Source organism: Citreicoccus inhibens (genome assembly GCF_019039035.1).
In the GTDB taxonomy this organism is placed as follows: Bacteria; Myxococcota; Myxococcia; order Myxococcales; family Myxococcaceae; genus Citreicoccus; species Citreicoccus inhibens.
In genome coordinates this window covers 157,762-181,290 of the sequence record NZ_JAHNZT010000012.1, presented here as the reverse complement: position 1 = coordinate 181,290, position 23,529 = coordinate 157,762, and the positions used below count along the sequence as shown (strand labels likewise).

The 23,529-nt window shown below is 70.8% G+C and carries 23 protein-coding genes; 7 read left to right on the top strand and 16 right to left on the bottom strand.

The features are described from left to right. Positions 1-28: 28 nt before the first annotated feature. The 4 genes from KRR26_RS16960 to KRR26_RS16945 form a co-directional block, all read right to left on the bottom strand. On the bottom strand, positions 29-2,431 hold the full coding sequence (locus KRR26_RS16960) for a sensor histidine kinase (RefSeq protein ID WP_217080319.1): 2,403 nt from the start codon (positions 2,429-2,431) through the stop codon (positions 29-31). A 97-nt stretch (positions 2,432-2,528) separates the two neighbouring features. Then, on the bottom strand, positions 2,529-3,650 hold the full coding sequence (locus KRR26_RS16955) for a hypothetical protein (protein WP_120206507.1): 1,122 nt from the start codon (positions 3,648-3,650) through the stop codon (positions 2,529-2,531). Positions 3,651-3,838: 188 nt separating this feature from the next. Next, positions 3,839-4,717 carry a tryptophan 2,3-dioxygenase gene (locus KRR26_RS16950; RefSeq protein WP_120206508.1) on the bottom strand — a complete coding sequence of 293 codons (879 nt, stop codon included), beginning with the start codon at positions 4,715-4,717 and terminating at the stop codon, positions 3,839-3,841. 128 nt (positions 4,718-4,845) lie between these two features. Continuing rightward, complete coding sequence (locus KRR26_RS16945; RefSeq protein ID WP_120206509.1) at positions 4,846-5,367, bottom strand: cell wall protein; 522 nt, start codon at positions 5,365-5,367, stop codon at positions 4,846-4,848. 409 nt (positions 5,368-5,776) lie between these two features. Here KRR26_RS16945 and KRR26_RS16940 point away from each other — a divergent pair, with 409 nt between their 5' ends. The 4 genes from KRR26_RS16940 to KRR26_RS16925 all read left to right on the top strand — a co-directional run bounded on the left by KRR26_RS16940 (position 5,777) and on the right by KRR26_RS16925 (position 8,743). After that, positions 5,777-6,508: a lysophospholipid acyltransferase family protein gene (locus KRR26_RS16940; RefSeq protein WP_120206510.1), complete on the top strand. Its 732-nt coding sequence runs from the start codon at positions 5,777-5,779 to the stop codon at positions 6,506-6,508. Then, positions 6,505-7,359, top strand: coding sequence for an alpha/beta fold hydrolase (locus KRR26_RS16935; protein ID WP_120206511.1), 855 nt, complete (start codon positions 6,505-6,507; stop codon positions 7,357-7,359). The genes KRR26_RS16940 and KRR26_RS16935 overlap by 4 nt, the downstream gene beginning before the upstream one ends. A 16-nt stretch (positions 7,360-7,375) precedes the next feature. Next, positions 7,376-8,308, top strand: coding sequence for a proline dehydrogenase family protein (locus tag KRR26_RS16930; RefSeq protein ID WP_120206512.1), 933 nt, complete (start codon positions 7,376-7,378; stop codon positions 8,306-8,308). A 93-nt stretch (positions 8,309-8,401) separates the two neighbouring features. Then, positions 8,402-8,743, top strand: a complete 342-nt coding sequence (locus KRR26_RS16925) for an SPW repeat protein (RefSeq protein WP_147422970.1) — start codon at positions 8,402-8,404, stop codon at positions 8,741-8,743. A 19-nt stretch (positions 8,744-8,762) separates the two neighbouring features. Here the strand turns inward: KRR26_RS16925 and KRR26_RS16920 are convergent, their stop codons facing one another. Next, positions 8,763-9,641, bottom strand: coding sequence for an AAA family ATPase (locus tag KRR26_RS16920; protein ID WP_120206514.1), 879 nt, complete (start codon positions 9,639-9,641; stop codon positions 8,763-8,765). Positions 9,642-9,812: 171 nt separating this feature from the next. On the opposite strand from KRR26_RS16920, the gene KRR26_RS16915 reads away from it, so the two are divergent. From KRR26_RS16915 to KRR26_RS16905, 3 genes are all read left to right on the top strand, one after another. Next, positions 9,813-10,166, top strand: a complete 354-nt coding sequence (locus KRR26_RS16915) for a hypothetical protein (RefSeq protein WP_147422971.1) — start codon at positions 9,813-9,815, stop codon at positions 10,164-10,166. Beyond that, complete coding sequence (locus KRR26_RS16910) at positions 10,163-10,654, top strand: hypothetical protein (RefSeq protein WP_120206516.1); 492 nt, start codon at positions 10,163-10,165, stop codon at positions 10,652-10,654. Before KRR26_RS16915 ends, KRR26_RS16910 begins: the two co-directional genes overlap by 4 nt. A 133-nt stretch (positions 10,655-10,787) precedes the next feature. Next, positions 10,788-11,627, top strand: a complete 840-nt coding sequence (locus KRR26_RS16905; protein WP_217080318.1) for a hypothetical protein — start codon at positions 10,788-10,790, stop codon at positions 11,625-11,627. Between the two features lie 13 nt (positions 11,628-11,640). Here the strand turns inward: KRR26_RS16905 and KRR26_RS16900 are convergent, their stop codons facing one another. Genes KRR26_RS16900 through KRR26_RS16850 form a run of 11 tightly spaced genes read right to left on the bottom strand, consistent with a single transcriptional unit; the run spans position 11,641 to position 23,190 of the window. Beyond that, positions 11,641-11,997 (bottom strand): cytochrome C oxidase subunit IV family protein, encoded by a 357-nt coding sequence (locus KRR26_RS16900; RefSeq protein WP_217080317.1) that lies wholly within the window; start codon positions 11,995-11,997, stop codon positions 11,641-11,643. Between the two features lie 8 nt (positions 11,998-12,005). Further along, positions 12,006-12,635: a cytochrome c oxidase subunit 3 gene (locus tag KRR26_RS16895; RefSeq protein WP_120206519.1), complete on the bottom strand. Its 630-nt coding sequence runs from the start codon at positions 12,633-12,635 to the stop codon at positions 12,006-12,008. Further along, positions 12,625-14,253 carry a cbb3-type cytochrome c oxidase subunit I gene (locus KRR26_RS16890; protein WP_120206520.1) on the bottom strand — a complete coding sequence of 543 codons (1,629 nt, stop codon included), beginning with the start codon at positions 14,251-14,253 and terminating at the stop codon, positions 12,625-12,627. Before KRR26_RS16890 ends, KRR26_RS16895 begins: the two co-directional genes overlap by 11 nt. Then, positions 14,234-15,244: a cytochrome c oxidase subunit II gene (coxB, locus tag KRR26_RS16885; RefSeq protein WP_120206521.1), complete on the bottom strand. Its 1,011-nt coding sequence runs from the start codon at positions 15,242-15,244 to the stop codon at positions 14,234-14,236. The genes KRR26_RS16890 and coxB overlap by 20 nt, the downstream gene beginning before the upstream one ends. Continuing rightward, positions 15,241-15,603, bottom strand: a complete 363-nt coding sequence (locus KRR26_RS16880) for a hypothetical protein (protein ID WP_217080336.1) — start codon at positions 15,601-15,603, stop codon at positions 15,241-15,243. Before KRR26_RS16880 ends, coxB begins: the two co-directional genes overlap by 4 nt. Then, entirely contained in the window at positions 15,600-16,790 is a 1,191-nt protein-coding gene (locus KRR26_RS16875) for a hypothetical protein (protein WP_120206523.1), read from the bottom strand. Before KRR26_RS16875 ends, KRR26_RS16880 begins: the two co-directional genes overlap by 4 nt. After that, positions 16,787-17,632, bottom strand: a complete 846-nt coding sequence (locus KRR26_RS36865) for a cytochrome c (RefSeq protein WP_233576969.1) — start codon at positions 17,630-17,632, stop codon at positions 16,787-16,789. Before KRR26_RS36865 ends, KRR26_RS16875 begins: the two co-directional genes overlap by 4 nt. Continuing rightward, the gene (locus KRR26_RS16865; RefSeq protein WP_120206524.1) at positions 17,629-18,165 is read right to left on the bottom strand and encodes a DUF3341 domain-containing protein; all 537 of its coding nucleotides are present in this window, start codon (positions 18,163-18,165) and stop codon (positions 17,629-17,631) included. Before KRR26_RS16865 ends, KRR26_RS36865 begins: the two co-directional genes overlap by 4 nt. After that, positions 18,162-19,574 (bottom strand): NrfD/PsrC family molybdoenzyme membrane anchor subunit, encoded by a 1,413-nt coding sequence (gene nrfD, locus KRR26_RS16860; RefSeq protein WP_120206525.1) that lies wholly within the window; start codon positions 19,572-19,574, stop codon positions 18,162-18,164. The genes KRR26_RS16865 and nrfD overlap by 4 nt, the downstream gene beginning before the upstream one ends. Further along, positions 19,571-22,549, bottom strand: a complete 2,979-nt coding sequence (locus KRR26_RS16855; protein ID WP_236068692.1) for a 4Fe-4S dicluster domain-containing protein — start codon at positions 22,547-22,549, stop codon at positions 19,571-19,573. Before KRR26_RS16855 ends, nrfD begins: the two co-directional genes overlap by 4 nt. Beyond that, a complete protein-coding gene (locus KRR26_RS16850; protein ID WP_120206527.1) occupies positions 22,537-23,190 on the bottom strand; it encodes a cytochrome c3 family protein in 654 nt (217 codons plus the stop codon). Before KRR26_RS16850 ends, KRR26_RS16855 begins: the two co-directional genes overlap by 13 nt. Between the last annotated feature and the right edge of the window lie 339 nt (positions 23,191-23,529).

Genomic DNA, 23,529 nt, shown 5'->3' with positions numbered 1-23,529 from the left:
GCTCGCACGGACAGTCAGACCATGGCACTCAGCCCCCCCGCTCCTCCAGCACCGAGTCACCCGGCGTGGCGCGCGCGCCGTCCTGCTCGGGCGGATTCACCGGCAGCTCCAGCGTGAAGGTGGAGCCCTGGCCCTGCTGGCTGCGCACGCGCAGGGTGCCGCCCAGCGCCTCCACGATGCGCTTGGAGATCCAGAGCCCCAGCCCCAGGCCCTTGAAGTGCTGCGCGGCCACGGTGCGCTCGAAGCGCTCGAAGATGCGCTCGTGGTCCTCGGGCGCGATGCCAATGCCCTCGTCCCGCACGCCCACCCGGGCCCACCCGTCCGCCCAGGACACGCTCACCGCCACGGGCCGGCCCGCGCCGTACTTCGCCGCGTTGGACAGCAGGTTGACCAGCACCTGCTCCACGCGCAGCCGGTCCCACAGCCCTGGCGCGGGCGTGTCCGCCTCCAGGCGCAGCTCGCAGCCGGCGCGCACCAGCTCCTCGGACATGCGCGACACGGTGTCCCGCGTCACGGCGGCCAGGTCCACCTCCTCGCGCCGCAGCCACAGCCGCCCCGCGCTGATGCGCGACACGTCCAACAGGTCGTCGATGAGCAACCCCATGCGCTGGCTGGCCCGAGCGGCCCGCTCCGCGCGCTCCGCCAGCTTGCCGGCCGCCGTCGCCTCGCGGGCCGTGCGCGCCAGCATGTGAATCTGGAGCTGGAGCGCGTTGAGCGGCGCCTTCAGCTCGTGCCCCGCCATGGAGAGCACCTCGTCGCGCACCTTCACCGCCTCGGTGGCGGCGCCGTAGGCCCGCGCGTCGTCGATGGCCAGCGCCGCCCGCGCGCCCAGGCTCTCCAGCAGCGCGCGCTCCTCGGCGCTGTACTCGCGGCCCGGGGACTCGCGCATGACGGTCAGCGTGCCCAGCACCCGGCCCCGCGCGCCCAGCGGCACCACCAGGAGACTCTGCGGGCCCTGCCGCTCGAAGTACGCCAGCCCCGCGGGCGCGCGCTCCAGGCGCAGCTCCTCGGCCGTCAGGCGCGGCAACGCCAGGGACTGACCGCTGAGCGCCACCCGCCCCTCCACGCCCTCGCCCGGAAGCGCCGGGTGGTCGCGCAGGGCCTGCTCCAGGAGCGCCCGCGACTCCGGCCGAGGGTGGTGCACCGCCACCACCTCCAGCCGCTCCTGGTCGCTCGACAGGAGCTGCAGCACGCAGGCCTCGCCAATGGCCTCGGAGACCTTGTGGGTCAGCACGTCCAGCACCTGCGCCAGGTCCAACCCCGCCTCGGCGATGAGCTGACTGACCTGCACCAGCACATGCAGCCGCGCCGCGCTGCGCCGGCTGGAATCCTCCGCGCCGCGCGCCTGACGCAGCAGCCGCGCGTTGTCGAGCGCCACCGCCAGCCGGCTCGCCAGGTCCTCCGCCAGCGCCAGGTCCTCGGTGCCGTAGGGAGGACGCGACTCGCCCCGCACGAAGGTGAGCACGCCCAAGGTGCGCTGGCGCGCCATCAGCGGCGCGACGATGAGCGAGCACAGGCCCTGCGCATACGCGCTGCGCCAGAGCACCTCGCCGCCGCTGCGCTCCTCCACGAACGCCGGCCCCACGCGCGACACCATCCGCGAGCGCCCCGAGCGCAGCACCTCGTCCAACAGCGCGGGCCGCGCCTCGTCCGAGCGCCACCGCAGCGCCTCCAGCGACGGCGGCGCCAGCCCGGGGTCCGCCTGGAGCGACGCCAGCCGGCGCGGGGCCTCGGGCTCGTCCGCGGTGACGTCCACCGCGCAGCCGTCCGCGAACGTCCCCAGCGCCAGCCGCACCACGGCGGCCACCCGCTCCTCCCAGTCCAAGGGCCCGGCCAGCAGCGCGCCCGCGTCCATGAGCAGTTGGAAGCGCTGCCGGGACTCCTCGGCCTGCAAGCGCGCGGCGGCCTCCAGCGCCACCCACCGCTCCCGCTCCAGGACGCGCTCCGCCAGCGTCGCGTGGAGCGACAGGCGCTGAAGGTCCCGGGCCAGGAAGCGCCGGGGCTGGGCGAAGTACACCCCGAGCACCCCCATGGGCGCGGGCCGGGTCGGCAGGAAGAGGGGGAGCGCCAGCAGCGCCGAGCCCACCGCCCGCCGCACCTCCGGGACGTCCGCCAGGAGCGGGTCCGTGGACAGGTCCTCGGCCACGTAGGCACCGGGCGCCTCCACCGAGCCCAGCGCCCCCAGCCCGCGTAGCATGAGGCGACGGGAGCACGCCTCGCCCGCCTCGGCGGACAGGCCCGGCGTCACCCAGGAGCGCAGGAGGCCCGCCTCGTCCCACCAGCCCAGCGACGCCGCCGGGGCCTCCAGCGAGGCCGCCGCTCCCCGGAGCAACGACTCGACCCCTGTCACACCGGGCGCGCCGGCCCTCGCATCCAAGGACCGCGCGAAGCGGTCCGCCGTGGCCATCGAATCACTTTCGGGCATGTTCATGCCCCGCTCCCCCCGCCGGGCGGAGGGGTCGCCCGCGGAGCCTCAGTGTCCCATGGCCCCTCTCCCCGGGGAACCCAGCCGCCGCGTCAGGCGTTGCCTAGTGTTCGATGAACCGCGCGAGCGCGACCGCCAACTCCAAGACAATGAGGGCCACCACCATCATCTCCAGCAGGTGGGAGCGGTCGATGTCCACCTCGCCCTTGAGCAGTCCATACGTCTGGGCCAGCAGTTGCTGCTTGCGCGTCACGGAGGCCTGCCACGCGGAGATGCGCATTCGACGCACCGCGCCCTCGTAGACCTTGGCCAGATAGAAGTCTCCGATGATTTTCAGACTGTTCTCCACGCGCTCGACGAACTCGTTGAGGTCCACCAGGGTGCCCAATGTCTGGCGCGCGAGGTTGCGATAGGGACTGCGCAGCAATGCAATCCAGCCATTGCGTCGCGCCTGCACCTCATCATGGATGCGGGCGATGTGTGCATCCAACCGCTCGTCGTAGTAGCGAAACTCCAACAATTGCGCGTTGGCAATCTCCAACAGGTCTGGGATGTCCCGCGAGCCCGAGGGCTCATAGACAAAGGCGCTGTTCCAATCAATGACGACCAGGTCATTGACGGTATAGCTGAAGCGCACCTGCGTGACGGCTTCCACCTCGCGCGCGGACAGGTCCGCCGACGCCACCTCCCCCAAGAGGAGCCGCGCGATGTTCGCCCGGGTCAGCAGCTCATCCGCGGTGGGCTCCCCCCGGATGCGCTCCGCGAAGATGACGGTGTAGCTCTCATTCTGCCCCCAGAGGTGCGAGGCCTGGACCGCGGGAGCGATGGTGCGGCGCACCCCCTCCACCAGCTCCAGCGCCAGGTCCTCCAACGCCTGACTGTCATACAGCTCGTCCGCCACCTGGGTGAGCGTCTCCCACGTGGTGCCAGGAACCACGGGGACGCGCAGGATGATGGACACGGCGCCGTGGTCGAACAGGCGCGCGGTGGCGTCCACCGTGACAGGCCCGCCGCGCAGCGCCAGCGGCCGGCGCCCCAGCTCATACGCCACGGGAGGATTGGGCAGCTGGAGGTACTGACTGTTCTCACGCGACAGCTTCAGTCGGCGTGCGTCCTCGGTGAGCACCCGTCGCGCCCGCTCCAGGTCAATCTCCTCCGCCACGTCAAAGGTGCGGTAGCAGAGGATGTAGGCCTGGTCGAAGAGCAGCGGTGCCTCGGCAGCCATGGTGAGCGCCAGCCTAGTCCGCCCTCCCCACGCGGCGCGCGGGAAGTTCCCGTGCCATCCGCCAGGGAACGGTCGGCCCGCTCGGGGCCGCCTCCCAGGAGAGACATCGCGGGTCTGCGGTGGCGGGCCCACTCCGCGCGGAGGAGGCCCTGGGGACCTCCCACCGAGCGCGCCGCGTCACACGTCCGTCACCCGCCCTCGTGGCCCCGCGGTGGCCGGGCGGCGGGCGGCGCCAGCTCGGTGCGCACATCCCACAGCTCGGGGAAGAAGCGCAGGTCCAGCGCCTTGCGCAGGAAGCCCACCCCGGACGAGCCGCCCGTGCCCTGCTTGAAGCCAATGATGCGCATCACCGTCATCATGTGGCGATAGCGCCAGAGCTGGAAGCGCTCCTCGGTATCCACCAGCTTCTCGCACATCTCATACGCATCCCAGTGCTGCTCGATGTCCTCGTAGATGCGCCGGAAGACCTCCGTCACCTGGGAACTCTTCTCATACGGCTGACGCCAATCCCGCTCCACGCGGTCCGCCGGCACCGCGTGGCCCGTGCGCGCCAGGTGTCGCAAGAACTCGTCATAGATGCTGGGAGACACGAGCAGCCGCTCCAGCTCCCCATGCACGCTCGGGACGTGACGGAAGGGCCCCAGCGCATGCGGGTCCTTGTTGCCCAGGAGGAACTCCAGCGCACGGTACTGAAAACTCTGGAAGCCCGAGGCGCTGCCCAACGTGTCGCGAAACTCCAGGTACTCATTGGGCGTGAGCGTTTCCAACACGCTCCACTGCTCGAAAAGCATCCGCTGGATGTGCGCCACGCGCGCGAAAATCTTGAACGACGGCTCCAGGCGGTCCGCCTGGATATAGCGAATGCAGGCGCTCAGCTCGTGGATGAGCAGCTTCATCCACAGCTCGCTTGTCTGGTGCTGAACGATGAACAACAGCTCGTCGTGATGCGGCGGCTGTGAGCGCGGCACCTGCGCGGACAACAGCCGGTCGAGCTGAAGATAGTCGCCGTACGTCGTCCGGCCGGCCAGGTCGGTGATGATGCCTGGTTCCAATTCGCGTTTGTTCATGGCCCGGGCATTCATGCCCGCCACTCCCTCGCGGCGCAAGCGCCTCCGCGCGGGTGTACCTGCCGCGGACTCCCGGAGGGGAGCCGCGGTCCACCGCCAGGTCTGCCCGGGCCAGGGCAGTCCGAAGACTAACCGTTACCCTGAGCGGCCGCGGCCAGCGCCTTGGAGGCGGCCCGACCCCGCGGCAGCTTGATGTCTTCCACGCTGTCCGCCGGCGCGTAGTCCACCCACGCGGACGGGCGGCGGTTGGTCTTCTCCAGCATCCGGAGCTTCTGGTAGTGGGCCGCGCAGTAGCCCTTGGTCCGGCTGGGCTTGCCGCAGCCCATGATGGCGCACGAGCGAGCGCCGTCCGCCGTCGCCGGCTTGCGGCCGCGCCGCTTGCCCGACACCGCGACCGGAGCCGGAGCCGCCGTGCGAGCCGGACGACCCGGGCCACGCTTCACCGGCTTGGCCGCGGCCGCCGCCGAGGCGTTGCCGCCGAACAGGGGGCCCACGACCTGCGCCAGGGGCGCCAGCCGCTCGGCCACGCTGCGCAGCGCGTCCAGGTCCGAGGTCCCAGCCTCCAGGCGCGAAACCACATCGCGCAGCGGCTTGAGTTGGACCTCGATCTCGTTACGAATCATCTCTCGGAACGCCTTGTCAACCGACATATTCGACTTTTCCTCGTCTAGAGGGAGGGGGGAGGCATCAATTACTGCCGCCCCTACCAATACCTTCCAAAAAAGGATTTGTCGAAGGAAGCGATAAAAAGTTGTGACTGAGCGACGTATCACCCGTTCTGTCGTCTCGGGAACTTCCGGGAATTCTGGGGATATTGGCGACTGGGAAGGCCTGGGGCGCCAGTCCAACGCCGGGTTTCCAACACGAGGCCAGGGCTTGGGCCAACTCCTCTCGCAATGCCATCAATGTGAGGGGTGAGGCCGTGCGCCGCCGCGAGGCAGGCGGAGTCAAACAACCGGGGGGGTGGGGTGGTGAGGGGTGGCGCAGGGGGGTGGTGCGCCCGTCTCGTTGGTCGCTCCGGGATGCGAAGGGTGTGGAGCGTCCCCATCATGATGGCCCGTGGACGCCACACTTCCGCCCCTGCGCCGCGCCGTCTTCCGCCTCGCGGAGTGGGGGGCCGCCCTGTCCGCGAGCTATCACCGCGCCAGGTTGATGGGCGTGGAACACCTGCCCAAGCAGGGGGCGGCGCTCCTGGTGGGAAACCATGGCGTGTGGGGGTACGAGACGCCGGCCTTCTTTCATTTGCTACATGCCGCCACAGGTCGCCATGCGCAGGGATTGGCCGAGCGAGGCTTCTTCCGCATTCCCGTGGTGCGCACGGTCCTCCCCTGGCTGGGGGGCGTGGAAGGCACGCGTGAGAATGGACTGGCGGCGCTGCGCCAGGGCCAGTTGGTGGTCTGCTATCCCGGCGGGGCGCATGAGACGTTCAAGCTGCCACGCGCCCGGTACCGATTGCGCTGGGACCGGGCGCTGGGCTTTGTCCGGCTGGCCGCGCGAGCGGGGGTGCCCGTCATTCCTTTCGCGGGATTCGGCGTGGATGACACCTTCTGGTGGCCGCCCGCGGCGGAGCGCCTGCGCGTGAGGCTGGCGCCAGGCGAGAAGTATCGGGTGCCGCTCCTCCTGGGGCTGGGCCCCCTGCCCCGGCCCGTGAGACTGACCTTCGCAGTGGGCGCCCCCCACGCGCCGCCGCCGGAGAATGCCCCCGAGCCGCGCTTGCGAGCCTTTCGCGAACGCTTGGCGACCAGCGTGCGGCTGCTGCTCGCGGCTGCTGCTATTGAGAGCCCGCCATGACTGACCTGGTCACGCGGCCGCACTGGGTCCCGGATGTCGAAGACATCCAGCACGGCTATGCCTTGCCCTGCGAGCTGCGCGAGGTGCGGGGCTCACCTGTGCGGCTGTTCACCTTCCCCGGGGGCTGCGAGGACACGGCGCGCACCGTGGTGTGTCTGCCCGGCCTGGGCGCCAGTGGCCGCTCCTTCGCCCCCCTGGCGCCGCTGGCGAGCACCCTGCGGCTGCTGTTGTGGACCCCACCCCTGCGCACACCGACGGGGCAGACACCGCTGCAATGGAACCAGGAGCTCCTGGCCCATCCCGATGCGCGCCTTCCGGAGCGCTTCGCCCTGCTGGGGTCTTCCTATGGAAGCCTGCTGGCCATGACCTTCGCGCTGCGCCACCCCTCGCGCGTCAAGGCGCTGGTGCTGGTATCACCGGTGGGTGGGGTGCGGCGGGTGCGGCGGCTGGCGTTGACGTTGTCCACGCTGGTCCGGGCGCCTCGGCCGCTGGCGTATGTCTTCGCGCCGCTGGTCGCGCGGGCGCTCGGGGGGGCCGCGCTGCCCGCCGAGGCGCGAGCGGAGATTGTCCGCGAGTCGCGACGGATGTCTCCCACGGAGCTGCTCCGTCGGCTGCGGGACGTGCTGGCCGCGGACCTCAGGGACCGGCTCTCCGAAATCCAAGCGCCCACGCTCATCATCCAAGGACAGCGAGACCTGCTCGTGCCCACCTGGGCCGCGCGCGAGGTGGCGGCGCGAATCCCTGGCGCGCGCATGGAGTTGCTCCCCCATGCCAGCCACCTGCCGTACATGAGCCATCCGCAGGCCCTCAACGCCTGCGTTGGAGACTTCCTCACCCAGCACCTGGAATGAAGCCGAGCGCTCCACCATGACCGCCCACGCCCTGCCCCGCGCCACCCTGCTCTTCCTCTCGCGGAGACAGCGTTTGAAGGGCGCCGCCCTCAAGCTGCGGCCCCTGCGGGAGCTGGCCCGGCGCTTCGTCGCGGGTGAGACCTGGGAGGACGCGGTGGACACCGCGCGCGCCCTGGCGGAGCAAGGGTTGCGGGCCAGCGTGGACCACCTCAACGAAGCGGTGCGCAGCGAGGCCGAAGCCCACGAGGAGGTCGTTGAATACAAACGCCTGCTGCGGCGGATCGACGAGTCCGGAGTGAAGGCACACGTGTCGTTGAAGCTCACGCAGTGCGGTCTGCTGCTCTCCCCCGCGCTGGCGCTGGCCAACGCGCGCGAGGTGGTGGCCGAGGCGACCGCGCGCGACTCCTTCGTCCGCGTGGACATGGAACACGCGGCGGTGACGCAGGTGACGTTGGACATCGTGCGCGCGCTGCGCGCGGAGTCTGGCGAAACCCACGTGGGCGCGGTGCTTCAAAGCGCCCTGCGCCGCACGGAGGCGGATGCCCGAGCCCTGTGCGCCGAAGGGGTGCGGATCCGCTTGTGCAAGGGAGCCTACCTGGAGCGTTCCGACGTGGCCTTCCCGGACAAGGCAGACGTGGACGCGAACTTCGTGCGCTGCATGCGCGTGTTGCTCGACAGCGGCGTGCGCCATGGCATCGCCACGCATGACGAGCGAATGATTGACGCCACGCGCGCGCACGCCGAGGCGCGCGGACTGCCCAAGGACGCCTTCGAGTTCCAGATGCTCCTCGGCATCCGCCGCGACCTGCAGCTCGCCCTGGCGCTCGAGGGCCATCCGGTGCGGGTGTATGTGCCGTATGGCCGCGCCTGGTATCCGTATCTCATGCGCCGGCTGGCCGAGCGCCCCGCCAACCTGCGCTTCCTCTGGCATCAGCTGTGGCGAGGCTGACGCACCGAGCCCTCGCTCCGTCCGCCGCCCCCGCTTGAGGGGCGGGTGGAGCGTGCCGCACCTTGCGGTGGTACGCGCGTGGAGGTGTCCGCCATGTGGGCTCGCTGGTGCAATCTGTTCCTGGGGGTCTGGCTCATCATCGCCCCGGTCGTGCTCGACTATCCCCACCCCGTGCCGCGAATGAATGACGCCATCGTCGGGCTGTTGATTGCCACGGTCGCGCTGCTCTCGTCGCTCGTCATGGGGCTGCGCTTCGTCAACACGCTGTTGGGCGCGTGGCTCGTGCTGTCTCCGCCCGTGCTGGGCTACGGCGACATCACGCGCGCCACCGCGAACGACGTCATCGTGGGGGCCCTGGTGGTGTGCTTCTCGCTCGTCTCGGCCGAGCGCAACCTGCTGGCCTGGCGGGCCACGAAGTACACCTCGCCCACCTGAGCCCGCGCGGGCCCGTGGCTCACAGCGCGTCGAGCACGGCCCTGCACTCGCGGCGCCAGTCGGACCTGCCGCCCTGCACCGCGCGCACGCTCACCGAGCCGTCCGTCGCGGAGCGCGACAGGAGCCGCACCTCCTCGGGGCGTACCAGCTCCAGCAGGTCCGGCGAGTGCGTGGCCAGCACCACCTGCACCGGCTGCCCCGTGGACTCGCCGCGCGCCAGCGCCCGCAGTTGCGCCATCACCTCGCGCATCAGGGCGGGATGGAGGGCGCGCTCGGGCTCGTCGAGCGTCAGCAACTCCGGCAACGGGCGCTGGTGCGGCACCACCAGGAAGGCCATCAGCCACAGCGCGCCGTCCGACACCTGCTCGGGCGCGTACCAGACATCCGGGCTCCAGCGGTCCCGGAAGCGCAGGCGGTACGTCTTGCCATCCACGTCCTGCGCCACGTCCACCTCGCTCAGCGAGGGGAGGCACCGCGACAGCTCTCGGGAGATGGCGGCGCGCGTGGGCGTGGGCAGCGCGGCGAAGACGCTGGCGAGGTTTCCCCCGGAGCGCTCCAGCCACGTGGCCCGCCCCGCCGGCGCCCCCGCGCGCAGGGCGCTCATGTTGAGCGCGAGCTGCTGCGTCGCGTGGCCCTGCCCGGGCAGGGTGTCCATGACGGAGAAGGGGTACTCCACGCGGGTGCGGTCGCCATGGGCATACGTCCACTCGATGGCGATGCGCCGCGAGCCGTCCATCCGCCAGAAGTCCGTGGGCTCGTAGGCGAGCTGGTGTTGCAGCCCGTCCAGCACCGACGTCTTCCCCGAGGCCGTGACCCCCACCAACACGGTGAGCGGCTCCAGCGTCAGCTCCACGCCGAGCAAGCCACGGAAGTGCTCGAAATGGACCGAGGCAATCACGCCCCGAGCCTACCTGCCCCGCACACCCTCCCCGCAAGCCCCCCGGCCCAAGCATGGCTTGGCCAACAGTCCCGCCTGCTCGCCGCACGAGGGAGACACCAGGCGCCGGTCCCCACGCGGACTCAACGCGCCCGGACAGGTGAGCAACCTCCTGAAGAGGAGGGCACGCGCATGGTCAGTCCAAAGAGACCCGGTGACCCCGCCCGAGAGGGCGCGGCGTGGATGGTGGCGTGGAGCCTGCTGCTCTTCTTCCTGCCCACCGTGAACGGCCTCGTCGGCGGCATCATCGGCGGCTATCGCGTCGGGTCCTCTTCGCGGGCCGGCAGCGTGGCCATTGCGCCCGCGCTGTGGGTGGCGCTGGGGATGTGGCTCCTGTTGATGCTGTTCTCCCTGCTGCGCGGCGACAGCGTGCCCGTCCTGGCGCTGGGCGTGGTGAGCGCCGTGTCTGGCGTGGGCGTCATCGTGGGCGCATTCATGGGGGGCGTGGTGGCCGAGGTGCGCGACTCGCCTCGGCTGCCCACATGAGCGCGCGCCGCGCCCGGGCGAGGGACTGGAACCCCCTGCGCGACGCGCTGCTTCCCGGCGCGCTCGCGGGGACCGTGGGCGCGGTCGCGATGGCGCTGCTGGCGTGCGGGGCCGTGGGGGTCCTGCACGGAGCGCCCTGGCGTCCCGCCCTCCTCGTGGCGGGCACCTTCTTCCGGGCAGGAGCGCCCCTGGGCACCGGAACCGTGGTGCTGGGCCTCCTGCTCCACTTCGCGCTGGCGGGCGCGCTGGCCACCGGCTTCGCCCTGGTACTTCCCCGGGGAGGCACGGCCGTGGCCGCCCTCATGCTGGGCCTGCTGTACAGCCTGGTCCTGTGGAGCGTGATGACCGAGTGGATCCTCCCCTTCGCGTCCCCGCCCCTGGACCGAGCCCATCCGGGTCCCCTCCTCCTCGCGCTCCACCTCGCGTTCGGCGCGGCCCTCGGAACGCTCCCCGCCGCCCGCGCCCGCTTCCGGCCGCGCGCGCGCTGAATGCCGAACAACGACTCACCCCCAGGCGCGAGCCCGTCAGCGACGCGCGCGCCCGCCGTCTGAATCAGGAGAGACAAGCAACACGAAATAGACCTGATTCCAACCCGGCCGCGCGCCCTACCTGGAGGCTCTCATGCGAGTTCAATTCCTTCCCTCCACGCTGACGCGAGGGCTGCTGGCCGTGCTGGTCGCGGGGCTGTGCGGCTGCGCCTCCGCCCCGCGCGACCCGGGCCTGATGGCGATGGATGAAGAGGCCTGGGACGAGGCGCGCGACGCGGAGGTGGCGCTGGCGACGTCGCAGGTCTGGGGCGTGGCCGAGGGCGTGCACGAGGTGGGCACGCGGTTGGTGTTCACCTTCTGGTCGGAGCGTGGCGCGCTCACGCTGACGGGCTATCAGGCCCTGCGGCGCGACACGCGCGCAGGCGCCCCGACGAGTCCAGGCGACACCCGCGACGCGGTGGCCCGAGCGCTCACCGAGTTGGGCCGGCGTCCCCCGGGCGAGGTGTACCTGACCTTGCGTCGTGAAGACTCGCGCTGGCAGGTGGAGCAGGCGCAATCCCACACCGCCTCGCGTCCTCTGGAGGGGCGGCCGATGCCGCTGCGCCACAAGGGCATCGCCCCGGACGTCCAGGCCCGCGCGATGGAGAAACTCCAGCAAGCGCTCGCGCCTGTCGCGGTGCCTCATGGGGGCGCGGCGTGGGTGAGCGTGGACGTGAAGATGGAGGATGGGCGACTGGTGTCGTGGCGGCTGCGCGATTGGCGCGCGACCCGTGGCGCCGCCAGCGGCGCCGAGCCCGTGGCGCCGCGCGTCCTCGCGGAGGCCACCCACGTGCTCCTGCTCCACGCCCAGGCGCTGGGCCCGCGCGTCGTCCATCTGGAGCTGCGCCTGTCCACCCACGCGGGAGCGTCCTTCGCGGGCGGCTGGGTAGAGCAGACGCGCGTGGACAGCGAGCCACTGCTCGCGAGCCAGTGACGGAGGGCCGCGCTCAGGGGGGCGCGGCCCGCGTCGCCTCCAGTCCCGGCAGGGGCTGCACCGGGAACGGTCCCGGCGGAATGGACGGCGCGAAGCGCGTGCGCGTCTCCAGGATGCACACCGTCAGCAGCACGGCCACGAACACCACCGACGCCGTGAGAATCAGCACGCCCCCGCCGCGGCGCTCGCGCAGGTGCATGTAGAAGGTCGCGATGAGCACGCCCTTCACGCTCGCGATGAGCAGCGCGGTGGGCAGCGACCACGCGCCATGCGGCAGCCGGTGCAACAGGAACGTCAGCGCGGTGAGCGCGAGCAACCCCATGCCCACGCCCAGCACCCCCACCACGCCCAGGGACTTCGCGTCGCGCATCGCCCGCCTCACGACAGATACAGGATGGGGTAGACGAACAGCCAGATGACATCCACGAGGTGCCAGTACATGCCGCCCAGCTCCAGCGGCGTGTGGTCGCTCGCGGAGAAGCCACCCGCCGCGGCGCGCACCGCGAGCACCGTCAGCACGCCCACCCCCAGCGTCACGTGCACCGCGTGCAGGCCTGTCAGCAGGTAGTAGAGGCTGAAGAACAGGCTCGCGCCCGGCTTGGGCAGCGCCTCCAGGCGATACCACTCGCCGGGCAGTCCGCCCTCGCGCGCGTGGCCGGCGTACTCCACGCCCTTCAAGACGAGGAACGTCACCCCCAGCAGCGCGGCGAGCCCCAGGAGCGCGCCACCCGTCCCCGGCCGCCCCTCCCGCGTCGCGTGGACCGCGAGCGCCACCAGCACGCTGCTCGTCACCAACACCACCGTGTTCACCGTGCCCAGCGTCACGTCCATGTGCGCCTGGGCCTCGCGCCACACCTCCGGATACACGGAGCGATACACGCCATAGGTCGTGAAGAGCGCCGCGAACAGCAGCACCTCCGTGGAGATGAACAGCCACATCCCCAGGTGCGCCGCGTGCGCGCGCGCGGCCTCCGAGCCCCAGTGCTCCGCGGTGGACTCATGCGGCATGACGAGGCTCCCCGGGCGCGTACTGATGCGGCCCCGTCGCGTGAACGGGGGTGACGTCGAAGTTGCGCGTGGGCGGCGGTGACTGGGATTGCCACTCGAAGCCCAGGCTGCCCCACGGGTTGTCTCCCGCGAGCGCGCCATGGCGCAGGCTCCACGCCAGATAGCCCGCGATGCTCAAGAAGCCGAACGCCAGCAACGACGCGCCCGCGGTGGACGCGACATGCAACGACTGGAATCGAGGCGGGTAGTCCGCATACCGGCGCGGCATGCCCGCGTTGCCCAGGAGGAACTGCGGCACGAAGGTGGCGATGAAGCCAAACACCACCAGCACCGCCGCCGCGTTGGCGAGCGCCCCCGGATAGGTGCGGCCGAACATCTTCGGGAACCAGTAGTGCAGGCCCGCCAGGAACGCCATGAGCGTGGCCCCCACCATGATGAAGTGGAAGTGCGCCACCACCGAGTACGTGTCATGCCAGTGCAGGTTCAGCGACGTGGTCGCATACGCCACGCCAATCATCCCTCCGGAGAAGAGGAAGAACATGAACCCGAGCACGTAGAAGAGCGGCGCCTCCAGCGCGATGGAGCCTCGGTACAGCGTGCCCAGCCACGAGAAGATCTTGATGGCGGTGAAGATGGCCACCAGCATCGACATCACCCCGAAGGCGCCCGCGCCGAACGTGGACTCGCCCGAGGTGAACATGTGGTGCCCCCACGTGAAGAAGCCCACGAACGCGATGCCCATCGTGGAATAGACAATCATCCGGTAGCTGAAGGCGTTCTTCCGGCTGAAGGCGCACACCGCCTCGCTGATGACGCCCATGGACGGCAGCACCATGATGTAGACGGCCGGGTGGCTGTAGAACCAGAACAGGTGCTGGAAGAGGATGGGGTCGCCGCCGCGCGCGGGGTCGAAGATGCCGGCGCCCACCACGCGCTCCAGCGCCACCAGGAGCAACACCATGCCCAACACGGGCGTGGCCAGGACCTGGATGATGGACGTGCCGTAGATGGCCCAGACGAACAGCGGCAACCTCATCCACGTCAGCCCGGGCGCTCGCAAGAGATGCACCGTGGCGATGAAGTTGAGCCCCGTGAGGATGGTGGAGAACCCGATGATGAACACGCCCAGCAACACGGGCAGCACCGCCGTGCCCGTGGTCGTGCTGTACGGCGTGTAGAACGTCCAGCCCGTGTCCGCTCCGCCCTGAATCATTCCCCAGAGCGCGACGCTGGCGCCCAACAGGAAGAGATAGACGGACGCGAGGTTGAGCCGAGGAAAGGCCACGTCGCGCGCGCCAATCATCAACGGCACCAGGAAGTTGCCGAAGGCCGAGGGGATGGCCGGAATCATGAACAGCCACACCATGATGACGCCATGGAGCGTGAACGACCGGTTGTAGGCCAGATGCCCCATGATGGTGCGCCCCGGCGTCAGCAGTTCGATGCGCAGCGCCAGCGCGAACACTCCCCCCAGGAAGAAGAACCCCAGCGTCAGCATCAGGAACATCACGCCGATGCGCTTGTGGTCACGCGTGGTGAGCCAGGACCAGAGCGTGCGCCCCTCCGAGAGGTAGTTGTCGGGCGGCAGCGCCCCGGGCTCAGCGACCGGTGGGGACATAGACAGGCTCCTCCGCGACAGGGGGACCGGGCCTCGGCGGTCGCAGCGACTTGATGAACTCCACCAGCGCGCCCGCGTCCCCCGCGCTCAAGCGGCCGTGGTAGCTGGGCATGACGGGCGGATAGCCCGCCACCACCTTGGCCAGCGGATCCATCATCGACTCGGTGAGGTAGGCCTCGTCCGCCAGCACCTTGCCCCCTCCCACCAATGGCTCGACCCTGCCGTAGAGGCCCCACCACGTGGGCCCGATGTGCGGCACGCCCGTCACGCTGTGGCACTGCAAGCAGCCCTGGCTGGCGGCCACGTGCTCGCCGCGCTCGGCCATGGACTCGCCCGCCACGGGGACGCCCTCGCGACGCGACGCGCGCCACGCCTCGAAGTCGGCGGGCGACAGCACCACCACCTCGCCCCGCATCTGCGAGTGGTCCAGCCCGCAGTACTCCGCGCACAGGACCTGATGGCGCCCTGGACGTGGCGCCTCGAACCAGATCTCCGTGTAGCGGCCGGGCACCGCGTCGCGCTTGAAGCGGAAGTCCGGCACGAAGAACGAGTGGATGACGTCGCGCGAGGTGATCAACAGCCGCACGGGCCGCCCCGCCGGCACCACCAGCGTGTCGATGGCGCTCGGCCCACCGGGATAGGCGAACTTCCACATCCACTGCTTCGCGGTGACATACACATCCATCGCGTCGGGTGGCGGGCTCTCTACCCAGACGTACTGTCGGAAGCCCAGCGCGAACCACAGCAGGAACAACGCGAGCGGCACGCTCACGAACACGGCCTCCAACCACACGGGCGCGATGAGGTGCGGCGTGGGCTCCGCGCTCGCGCGACGGCGATAGCGGACCAGGAACACCAGGCCCGTGAGGCCGAGCCCCGTGCCCACCCCCAGCGTGGTGAGCAGCATGGCGAAGTGCAGCGCGTCCACGCGCGTCGCGAAGGTGGAGCCCTGCTCGGGCAGGAAGAAGAGGCGGCGCAGCAGCTCGTTCATCGCCGCCCTCCCGCGCGCTCCTCGGAGACGAGCTGCTCCATGGCCCGCTCCACGGGGATGTGGATGAGGCCCGCATCCCGGTCCACCCAGCCGTAGCCCTTCAGCCGCGCTTGCTCCCGAGCATTCACCGCCTCCTCGGGCGGGGCCTGCATGAACGGCACCTGCTCCACGCGGCCCACTTGTGGCGCGCCCAGCGTGCTCGGCACGGGCGCCTGCACCCCGGGGCGCCACGCGCACCACAGGAGCCACGCCACCCAGCTCGACGCGGCCAGCACGCCGAGCGCCGCGCCCCCGAGCGCCAGCGTCCGCCCCAGGCGGAGGTCCTCCTCCTCGGGCGGCGGTGTCTGCACGCCGCTCATGGCTGGCGCACCTGGAGCGAGTGCACCAGGAACGGATCCCCCACCGGCACCGGGTACATGCCTCGCGAGCGCCACACCGCGAAGGCCACCGCGCATCCGCCCACGCCCACCCACGCCGTGAGCGCCGTCCAAGGCAGATGCGCGCGCGAGGGAGACAGCGCGGGCAACACCAGCCACGCCGTGTCCACCGCGTGGAGCAACAACATCCACAGCGCCACGCCCGCGAGCGCGCGCGGGCGCTGCTTCAGCTCGCGCGACAGCAGCACCGCGAAGGGCAACACGAAGTGCCCCAGAATCAGCGCCCAGGAGACGGCCCCCCAACCGCCGTGCATGCGCACGAGGTACCAGGTCACCTCCTCGGGCAGCGAGGCCACCCAGATGAGCATGTATTGCGAATACGCGATGTAGGCCCAGAAGCAGATGAAGGCGAACAGCAGCGTGCCCAGGCGTTGGTAGTGCCCGGGCGTCAGCAGCCGCCCGAAGTGCTGCGTGTCCCGCGTGGCCACGCCCGCCACCACCACCAGCGCGAGCGCGCCCACGGTGGCGCCCGAATAGACATAGATGCCGTAGACGGTGGACTGCCACGTGGCGTCCAGCGCCATCAACCAGTCCAAGGTCATGAACGAGAACGCCAGTCCGATGACCGGCAGCGCGCCGCTCCCCAACCTCCGCTGCCACGCCGTCCAACGCGTCGAGCCCTCCGTGTCCTGACGCACGGACCAGCGCAGCAGGAAGTGCCCCACCAGCCCCCACGCGAGGAAGTACCCCACCGCGCGCAGGAGGAAGCGCGGCACCGTGTTGTACGGCTCGCGATGCGCGAGCACCTGGAGCGCGTGCTCGCCCAACTCCGGCGACGGCGTCACCCAGGGATAGAGCCGCGCCATGCCCAACCCCACGGGCACGAACAGGACCAGGAACACCGGCACCGTGGCGCCCGTCACCTCCAGCGTCCGCCGAAGCACCACGGGCCAGCGCGCATTCGAGGCGTGGAAGCTGGCCAACAACAGCAGCGTGCCCAGGCACAACCCCAGCCAGTAGATGAAGCCGAAGAGATAGCCATACAGCGCCTCGCGCACGTCGAGCAGCGCGCCCACGCCCGTCGCGACGAGCCCCACCACGCCCACGCCAGCGGAGGACATCCAGAGGCGTTGGCCCCCCTCGAAGCGAGGCAGCGCGGGAGGCCTCATGGCGCCCGCGCCTCTTGCAGCAGCCGGCCTTGAACGTCGGGAGGCGCCACGGCGAGCGGCGCGCGCTGACTGCGCGCCAGGGCTCTGAGGTACGCGACGATGGCCCACCGCTCTCTCGGCGGGAGCTGGGCCGCGTAGTCCGGCATCACGCCGAAGCCCTCGGAGATGACCGCGAAGTAGAACCCCACCGGATGCGGCAGCCCGCCCTGCCCCGGCTGTTCGAGCAGCAAGCCCTCCATCGCCCCACGGTCCACACCGGGCAGCGCGACCTCTCGCGCGTGGCGCACCGCCGCTGCGCGCTCCGCGCCGGGCAGGGCCTCCGGTGAGGGGGCTCGCCCGCGCGTGTCGCGCACCGCGCCCAGGTCGTCCACGCGATGAGGCCGCGACTTCGCATCCGGCGACGCGACCTCCGGCGCCGAGTCCTCCAACACGCCGTACACGACCTGGGTCGCATGCGTGTGCGGGACGAACAAGCCCGGTGGACGGCGCTGCGGCATCTTCCGCGCGACCGCGCTGTCTCCGTTGCCTCGGAGCCCGTGACAGACCGCGCACCAGGTCTCGTATCCCGCGCGGCCCTCTTCCAGCAGCGGGAGCGAGAGCGGCTCGGGCACCTGCTCCACCCAGCCCCCATCGCGCGCCAACCCCTCGGTCCTCGCGGGGTCCGCCTCTCGCTCCGGGGCCCACTCCCTCGCCACGGTGCCCGCCACCAGCGGACGCATCGCGCGCCCATCCGCGAAGAAGGTGCTCGCGCCGAAGGCCTGCGCCCGAGGCTGGGTGGCCATGGGGTCCAGGTCATCACACCCCCCCAACCCCAGCAGCAGCACAAGCCCCGCCCCCCTCATGTCCCCGCCTCCGCCACCACCACGGCCACCCGCCGCGCGCCCGCATCTCTCAACAACTTCTCCACATGCGCGAGGCCGTCACCCGCGTCCTCCACGAGCACGCTCGCCCAGAAGCCATCCACCGAGGCGCTCCGGAACGCCTCCGCGTCGAACACCGGATGCGTGACGTGCGGGAAGCCGAAGAGGACCATCAGCGCGCCGAAAATCATCAGCGCCGCGGACAGGACGCCCAGCTCGAAGGCAATGGGCAGACTCGTGGGCGCGCTGTGCAGCGGGCGCCCGCCCACGTCGAGCGGGAAGTCCACCGCGTTGGTGAACCACTGCGTGAGGTACGCGAAGCCCGCTCCCCCCAACCCCGCCACCAACGCGAGCAGCGGCAAGCGCGAGCGCCCCAAGGACAGCGCCTCGAACACCGCGTCCACGGGGAACGGCGTATGCGCATCCAACCGCTGATACCCCTGGGCGCGCAGGACCCGCAGCGCCTCCACCAGCGCCAAATCCGAGCCGAACTCCCCCAGGACCCAATGGCTCACGGCGCGCCTCCCAGCTCCTCACGGAAGCGCTCCGATTCATCCACCTCGCGGCGCAACTCCTTCACCTCGCTCATCGACACGGCGGGCACGAACTTGAGGAACAAGAGGAACGCGGTGCCAAAGAAACACATCGTCCCCACGAGCAGGCTCCAGTCCACCCACGTGGGCCGGTACGCCGCCCATGCCGAGGGCAGGAAGTCCATGCTCAGCGGCGATACGACGATGAGGAAGCGCTCGGTCCACATCCCCACGTTCACCAGCAGGGACGCGCCCCACAGCACCGCCGTGTTCGTGCGCAGCCGCGCGACCCAGAACAACTGCGGCACCAACACGTTGCAGAAGATCTGCAACCAGAACAGCGGCGCATAGGGCCCCACGTGCTGCGCCCACGTCACGTGCTGCTCGTAAGGGTTCCCGCTGAACCACGCGAAGAAGTGCTCCTGGATGTAGCCGTAGGCGACCACCCAGCCCGTGACGAGCAACACCCGCGCCATGTTGTCCAGGTGCGCGAGCGTCACCACCTGCTCGAGCCCCAACGCCTTGCGCGCGGGAATGAGCAGCGTCAACACCAGCGCGAAGCCGCTGAACACCGCGCCCCCGACGAAGTACGGCGGGAACACCGTGGTGTGCCACCCCGGGAGCTGCGCCACCGCGAAGTCGAACGACACGAGGGTGTGCACGCTGACGACCAGCGGCGTGGCCAGGCCCGCCAACAGCAGATAGCCCGTGCGCCACTGTCGCCAGTGCCGCGCCGAGCCTCGCCACCCCAGGCTCGCCAGCCCGTACCAGAACCGGGCCCGATGCGTTCGCGCGGTGTCTCGCGCGGTGGCCAGGTCCGGGATGAGCCCCAGGTACCAGAACAAGAGAGACACCGTGAGGTACGTGCCCACCGCCGCGATGTCCCACGTCAGCGGCGAGCGGAACTGCGGCCAAGCGCGCAGCGTGCTCGGATAGGGAATCAGCCAATAGAACTTCCACGGCCGCCCCAGGTGCAGCAGCGGGAAGAGCCCCGCGCACGTCACCGCGAACAGCGTCATCGCCTCCGCGAAGCGATTGATGGAGCTGCGCCACCGCTCCTGAAACAACAACAAGATGGCGCTGATGAGCGTGCCCGCGTGGCCAATCCCAATCCACCACACGAAGTTGGTGATTCCATACGCCCACGCCACCGGGATGTTGTTGCCCCAGGCGCCCACGCCCACCCAGAGGGTGACGCCCACCGCCACCGCCAGCAGCGCGGTCCCCGTCAACCCCACGCCCAGGAGCATCCACCACGCGCGCGTGGGCGGCGCATGCACGTAGGCCAGCAATGACTCGCTGTACTCCGCATCCGAATGCCTCCCCGTGAGCAGCGGATGCGTGACCAGCGCGTCCCCCGGCGCGGGGACCTGCGGATCCACCTGACTCATGTCCCGCCCCTCGGCGCCGGGTTCTTCACGCGGAGCAGATGCACCGTGCGCGGCTGCGTCCCCTGCTCGTTGAGCAACCGGTAGTGCCTCGGGTCCTCGTGCCGCCGCTTCACCTCGGAGTCGGGCGCGTTCAGGTCTCCAAAGACGATGGCCCGCGTGGGACAGGTCTGCTGACAGGCGGTGCGGACCTCTCCATCGCGGAGGTCACGCTGGCGGGCGCGCGCGTTGGCGCGGGCCCGCTCGATGCGCTGCACGCAGTACGTGCACTTCTCCATCACGCCACGCGAGCGCACCGTGACCGAGGGGTTCTGCCGCAGCCGCGCCAGGGGCTCTCGCTGCTGGTACTCCAGATAGTTGAAGCGGCGGACCTTGTAGGGACAGTTGTTCGAGCAGTACCGCGTACCGATGCACCGGTTGTAGACCATCTGGTTGAGGCCCTCGTCCGAGTGGACGGTGGCGTTCACCGGGCACACGTACTCGCACGGCGCGAAGGCACAGTGGACGCACGCCACCGGCTGCGTGATGACGCCGGGGTCGTCCGGGTCGCCCAGGAAGTACCGGTCGATGCGCAGCCAGTGCATCTCGCGACTGCGAAGCACGCCCTCCTTCCCCACCACGGGCACGTTGTTCTCCACCTGGCACGCCACCACGCAGGCGCCGCACCCAGTGCAGCGATGCAGATCCATCGCCATGCCCCACTGGTGCGCTCCGGTGCGCAGCGGCGCGGCGTAGAGATGCGGGGCGTCCTCTTGAAGTGGCCGCAGCGCGCGGAGTTCCTCCGTCAGCCGCGCCCGAGGCACCTGGAGCGCCAGCTCGCGCCCCTCCATGCTCCAGTGCTCCTGGGTGAGCGCCAGCGCCTCGCGACGCCCCACGGCCGTGAGGCCCACTCCGGACGCCCCCCACGGCGCATCGAGGTGCCGCAGCCGGAACGCATTGACGCCCACGCCCTGCGCCACGCCTTCCGGAGCCTCCCGCCCGTACCCGAGCGCCAACGTCACCGTGTCATCCGCCTGCCCAGGCATCACCAACACGGGCACGTCCAACGACTGACCGCGCAGCGCCAACCGAACCACGTCATCCTTCTCCAACCCGAGTCGCGCCGCCGTGGCCGGAGACAGCCACGCCGCGTTGCCCCAGGTGAGCTTCGCCATCGGCTCGGGCAGCTCCTGCAACCACGCGTTGCCCGCGAAGCGCCCGTCATGGACCTTCGCGTCGAGCACCAGGGACAGCTCCAGGCCGCTCGCGGGAGGAACGGGCTCGCGCGTGGCGGCCAGCACCGCGTGCTCCTCCAGCTCCGCGTGGACCGGGGCCGCGCGTGTCCCGGGGATGACGCCCTCGGCGAGCCACGTCGACCACCGCCGCTCGAAGTCCTGGGGCGCGCCGGCCCACTCCCGCCACAGGGCGCGCAGGAGCGCGTGGGGGGACTGGGACGCCAGGCCCGCGAACACCCCCAGCACGTCCGCCTCCTGCATCGCCGCGGGGAACAGCGGCGCGATGAGGGGTTGCAGCACCGCCGCCGTGCCATCGGGCGCGCGGCCATCACGCCAGGACTCGAAGGCATGCGCGGCGGGGACGAAGCTGGGACAGTGGGCCGAGGTCTCGTCCTCGTGCAGCGCGTGGTACAGCCGGAACGGTGCGCGCGACAGCGCCTCGGCGAGCCCCAGGTCCACCGGCGCCGCGTACACCGGGTTCCACGCGGTGATGATGAGCGTGTCCACCGTCCCCGCGCGCAGCTCGCCCACCAACGAGGCCAGTGCCTCCAGACCTCCGAGCGGACGGGCCACGGGCTCGATGAGCCGGGGGGCATTGCCCAACGCCTCATCGATGGCGAACGCCAGGGCCTGCACCGCCCCCGATGACTCGGGCCCCACCAGGACTCGACCGCGTCCGCGATGCGCGAGCAGATCCCTCGCGGCACGGCGCACCCAGCCGCGCTGCGCGTCACTCAGCGCCTCCACGGGAGGACGCAGCCTCGACCACTCCTCGCGCTGAAGCGCCGCGCCCACCTCCGCCGCCAGCGCCAACGCCAACGGCCGCAGCTGCGAGGGCTTCGCGCGCAACCGCTCATCCGCGAAGCCTCCCGTCACCGACAGCGCGCTCTCCGCGACCCACAGACGATTGGGAGACTCGGGCTTGCGTGCGGCGAGGAAGTCGCGCGCCAACACCAGATTGCCCGGCCGCGTGGTGGCCAGGAAGTCAGCGCCCAACGACACGACAACCTCGCGCGCCACGTCATGCACCACGTCCAGCGGTCGGCCATACGCCCGTCGCGTCCCTTCATGGAGTCCCTCGGGTAACGACGCGCGGAAGGGGACGAAGCGCGCTCGCGGGAAGCGCTCCAGGATGCGCGCCTGAAGTGACAGCAGCAGCGGCGAGCCCGTGGGCTCCACCAGGAAGCGCAGCCCCGCCCCTTCATCCGCGCGCCGCGCTCGCGCCTCCAACGCCTCTTGAACCGTGCTCCACGCGACCTCCTGGCCCTCCAGGCGACAGGTCCTCGCGCGGCTCGCGTCGTACAGCCCGAGCAGCGCGGCCTGCTCGAACACGCCCGCCGCGCCCAGGCTCGCGGGATGCGAGGGATTGCCCTCCACTTTCGTGGGCCGCCCCTCGTGGCTCTCCACCACCAGCCCCACCACCAGGCCGTCCCACTCCAGCCCCGTGGCGAAGTGCAGCGGCACGCCAGGAGTCAGCCCCTCTGGTGGATGCGAGTACGGCAGGATGTCCTCGGCCGGTTGCCGGAAGCATCCGGTGAAGCCCGCCGCCGCCAACGAGGCCATCGCCACCTGGAGAAACCCTCGCCGCGCGATTCCCTCGGGCGGCAGGTCCGCGCCGTCGGGAAACTCCGCGGACCGAGCCGGAACCTCGCGCCGGGACTCCCAGCTGCGCCACGCGCGCGGCCGGGCCGCACCGCATGCACACCCGGCGTCACCGCGGTCCGCGAGCACGGGCAACGGAAAGCTGTCGGTCAGAAGTGGCATGTGTTGCAGCTCGTGCGAGGGTTCGCGTTCAACGCGGCGCGCACCGCGCGACCCGTCCGCTCCGCGTCCCCCCCCGGCGGGCGCCACGTCATGCTCGCCACCTCGCGAAAGGGGCGCAGGTGGGGCGTGGGGGCCCGGTGACAGTCCAGACACCACTCCATGGTGAAGGGCACCACGCGCTCGACCGCCGGCATGGTGTCCACGCGCCCATGACACGTGACACACCCCACGCCCTTGTTCACATGCGCCTGATGGCTGAACCAGACGTAGTCCGGCAGCGCGTGCACGCGGCGCCAGGGAATGGGCGTGTCCGCGAACCAGCTCTCTCGCACCGGCTCCAGCTTGGGGCTGTCATTCCAGACCTGCGCATGACAGCCCATGCAGCGCTGCGTGGGTGGCACTCCCGCGCGGGGAGAGCGCCACGCCCCCTCGTGGCAATACCCGCACGGGATGCCCTCATCCGCCACGTGATGGCGATGGTCGAACGGCACCGGCTGCTCCACGGGAGCGAACGAGCCGCGCCCCAGGGGACTGCGCGCCAACCACATCCATCCGGCCAGGGCCACGGCGGGCGTGCCGAGCGCCAGCGCGAGAATCCCGCGCAGCACCGCATCGGTCCCCGGACGGAAAAGCGGCGCCATGGTCCTCTCACGCGGCATGGGCGTGGAGGCAGCGCCCCCAGCGGGGACGACTGTGAAGAGAGCGCGTGAGAGGGACCAGCACCGCTCGCGCCACGCGTCGGGTAGTCCACGCTGAGGTGGCCCGCCGCGTCGGATTTCACACACACCCGCTGGACCCGATGCAACGCGCGGTCGCCCGCCAGAGCCGCGGTCAATCCAGGCGTCGTCGTCGCGCAGGCGAACAACGACAAACACGACAAGAGGAGGCGCTTCGCATGGACAAACTCAACCCGACGAAGCGTGGGAATGCCTGACGCCCCCCAGCGCTGCCGCGACGCGCAACGTGAAGACGGCCAAGGC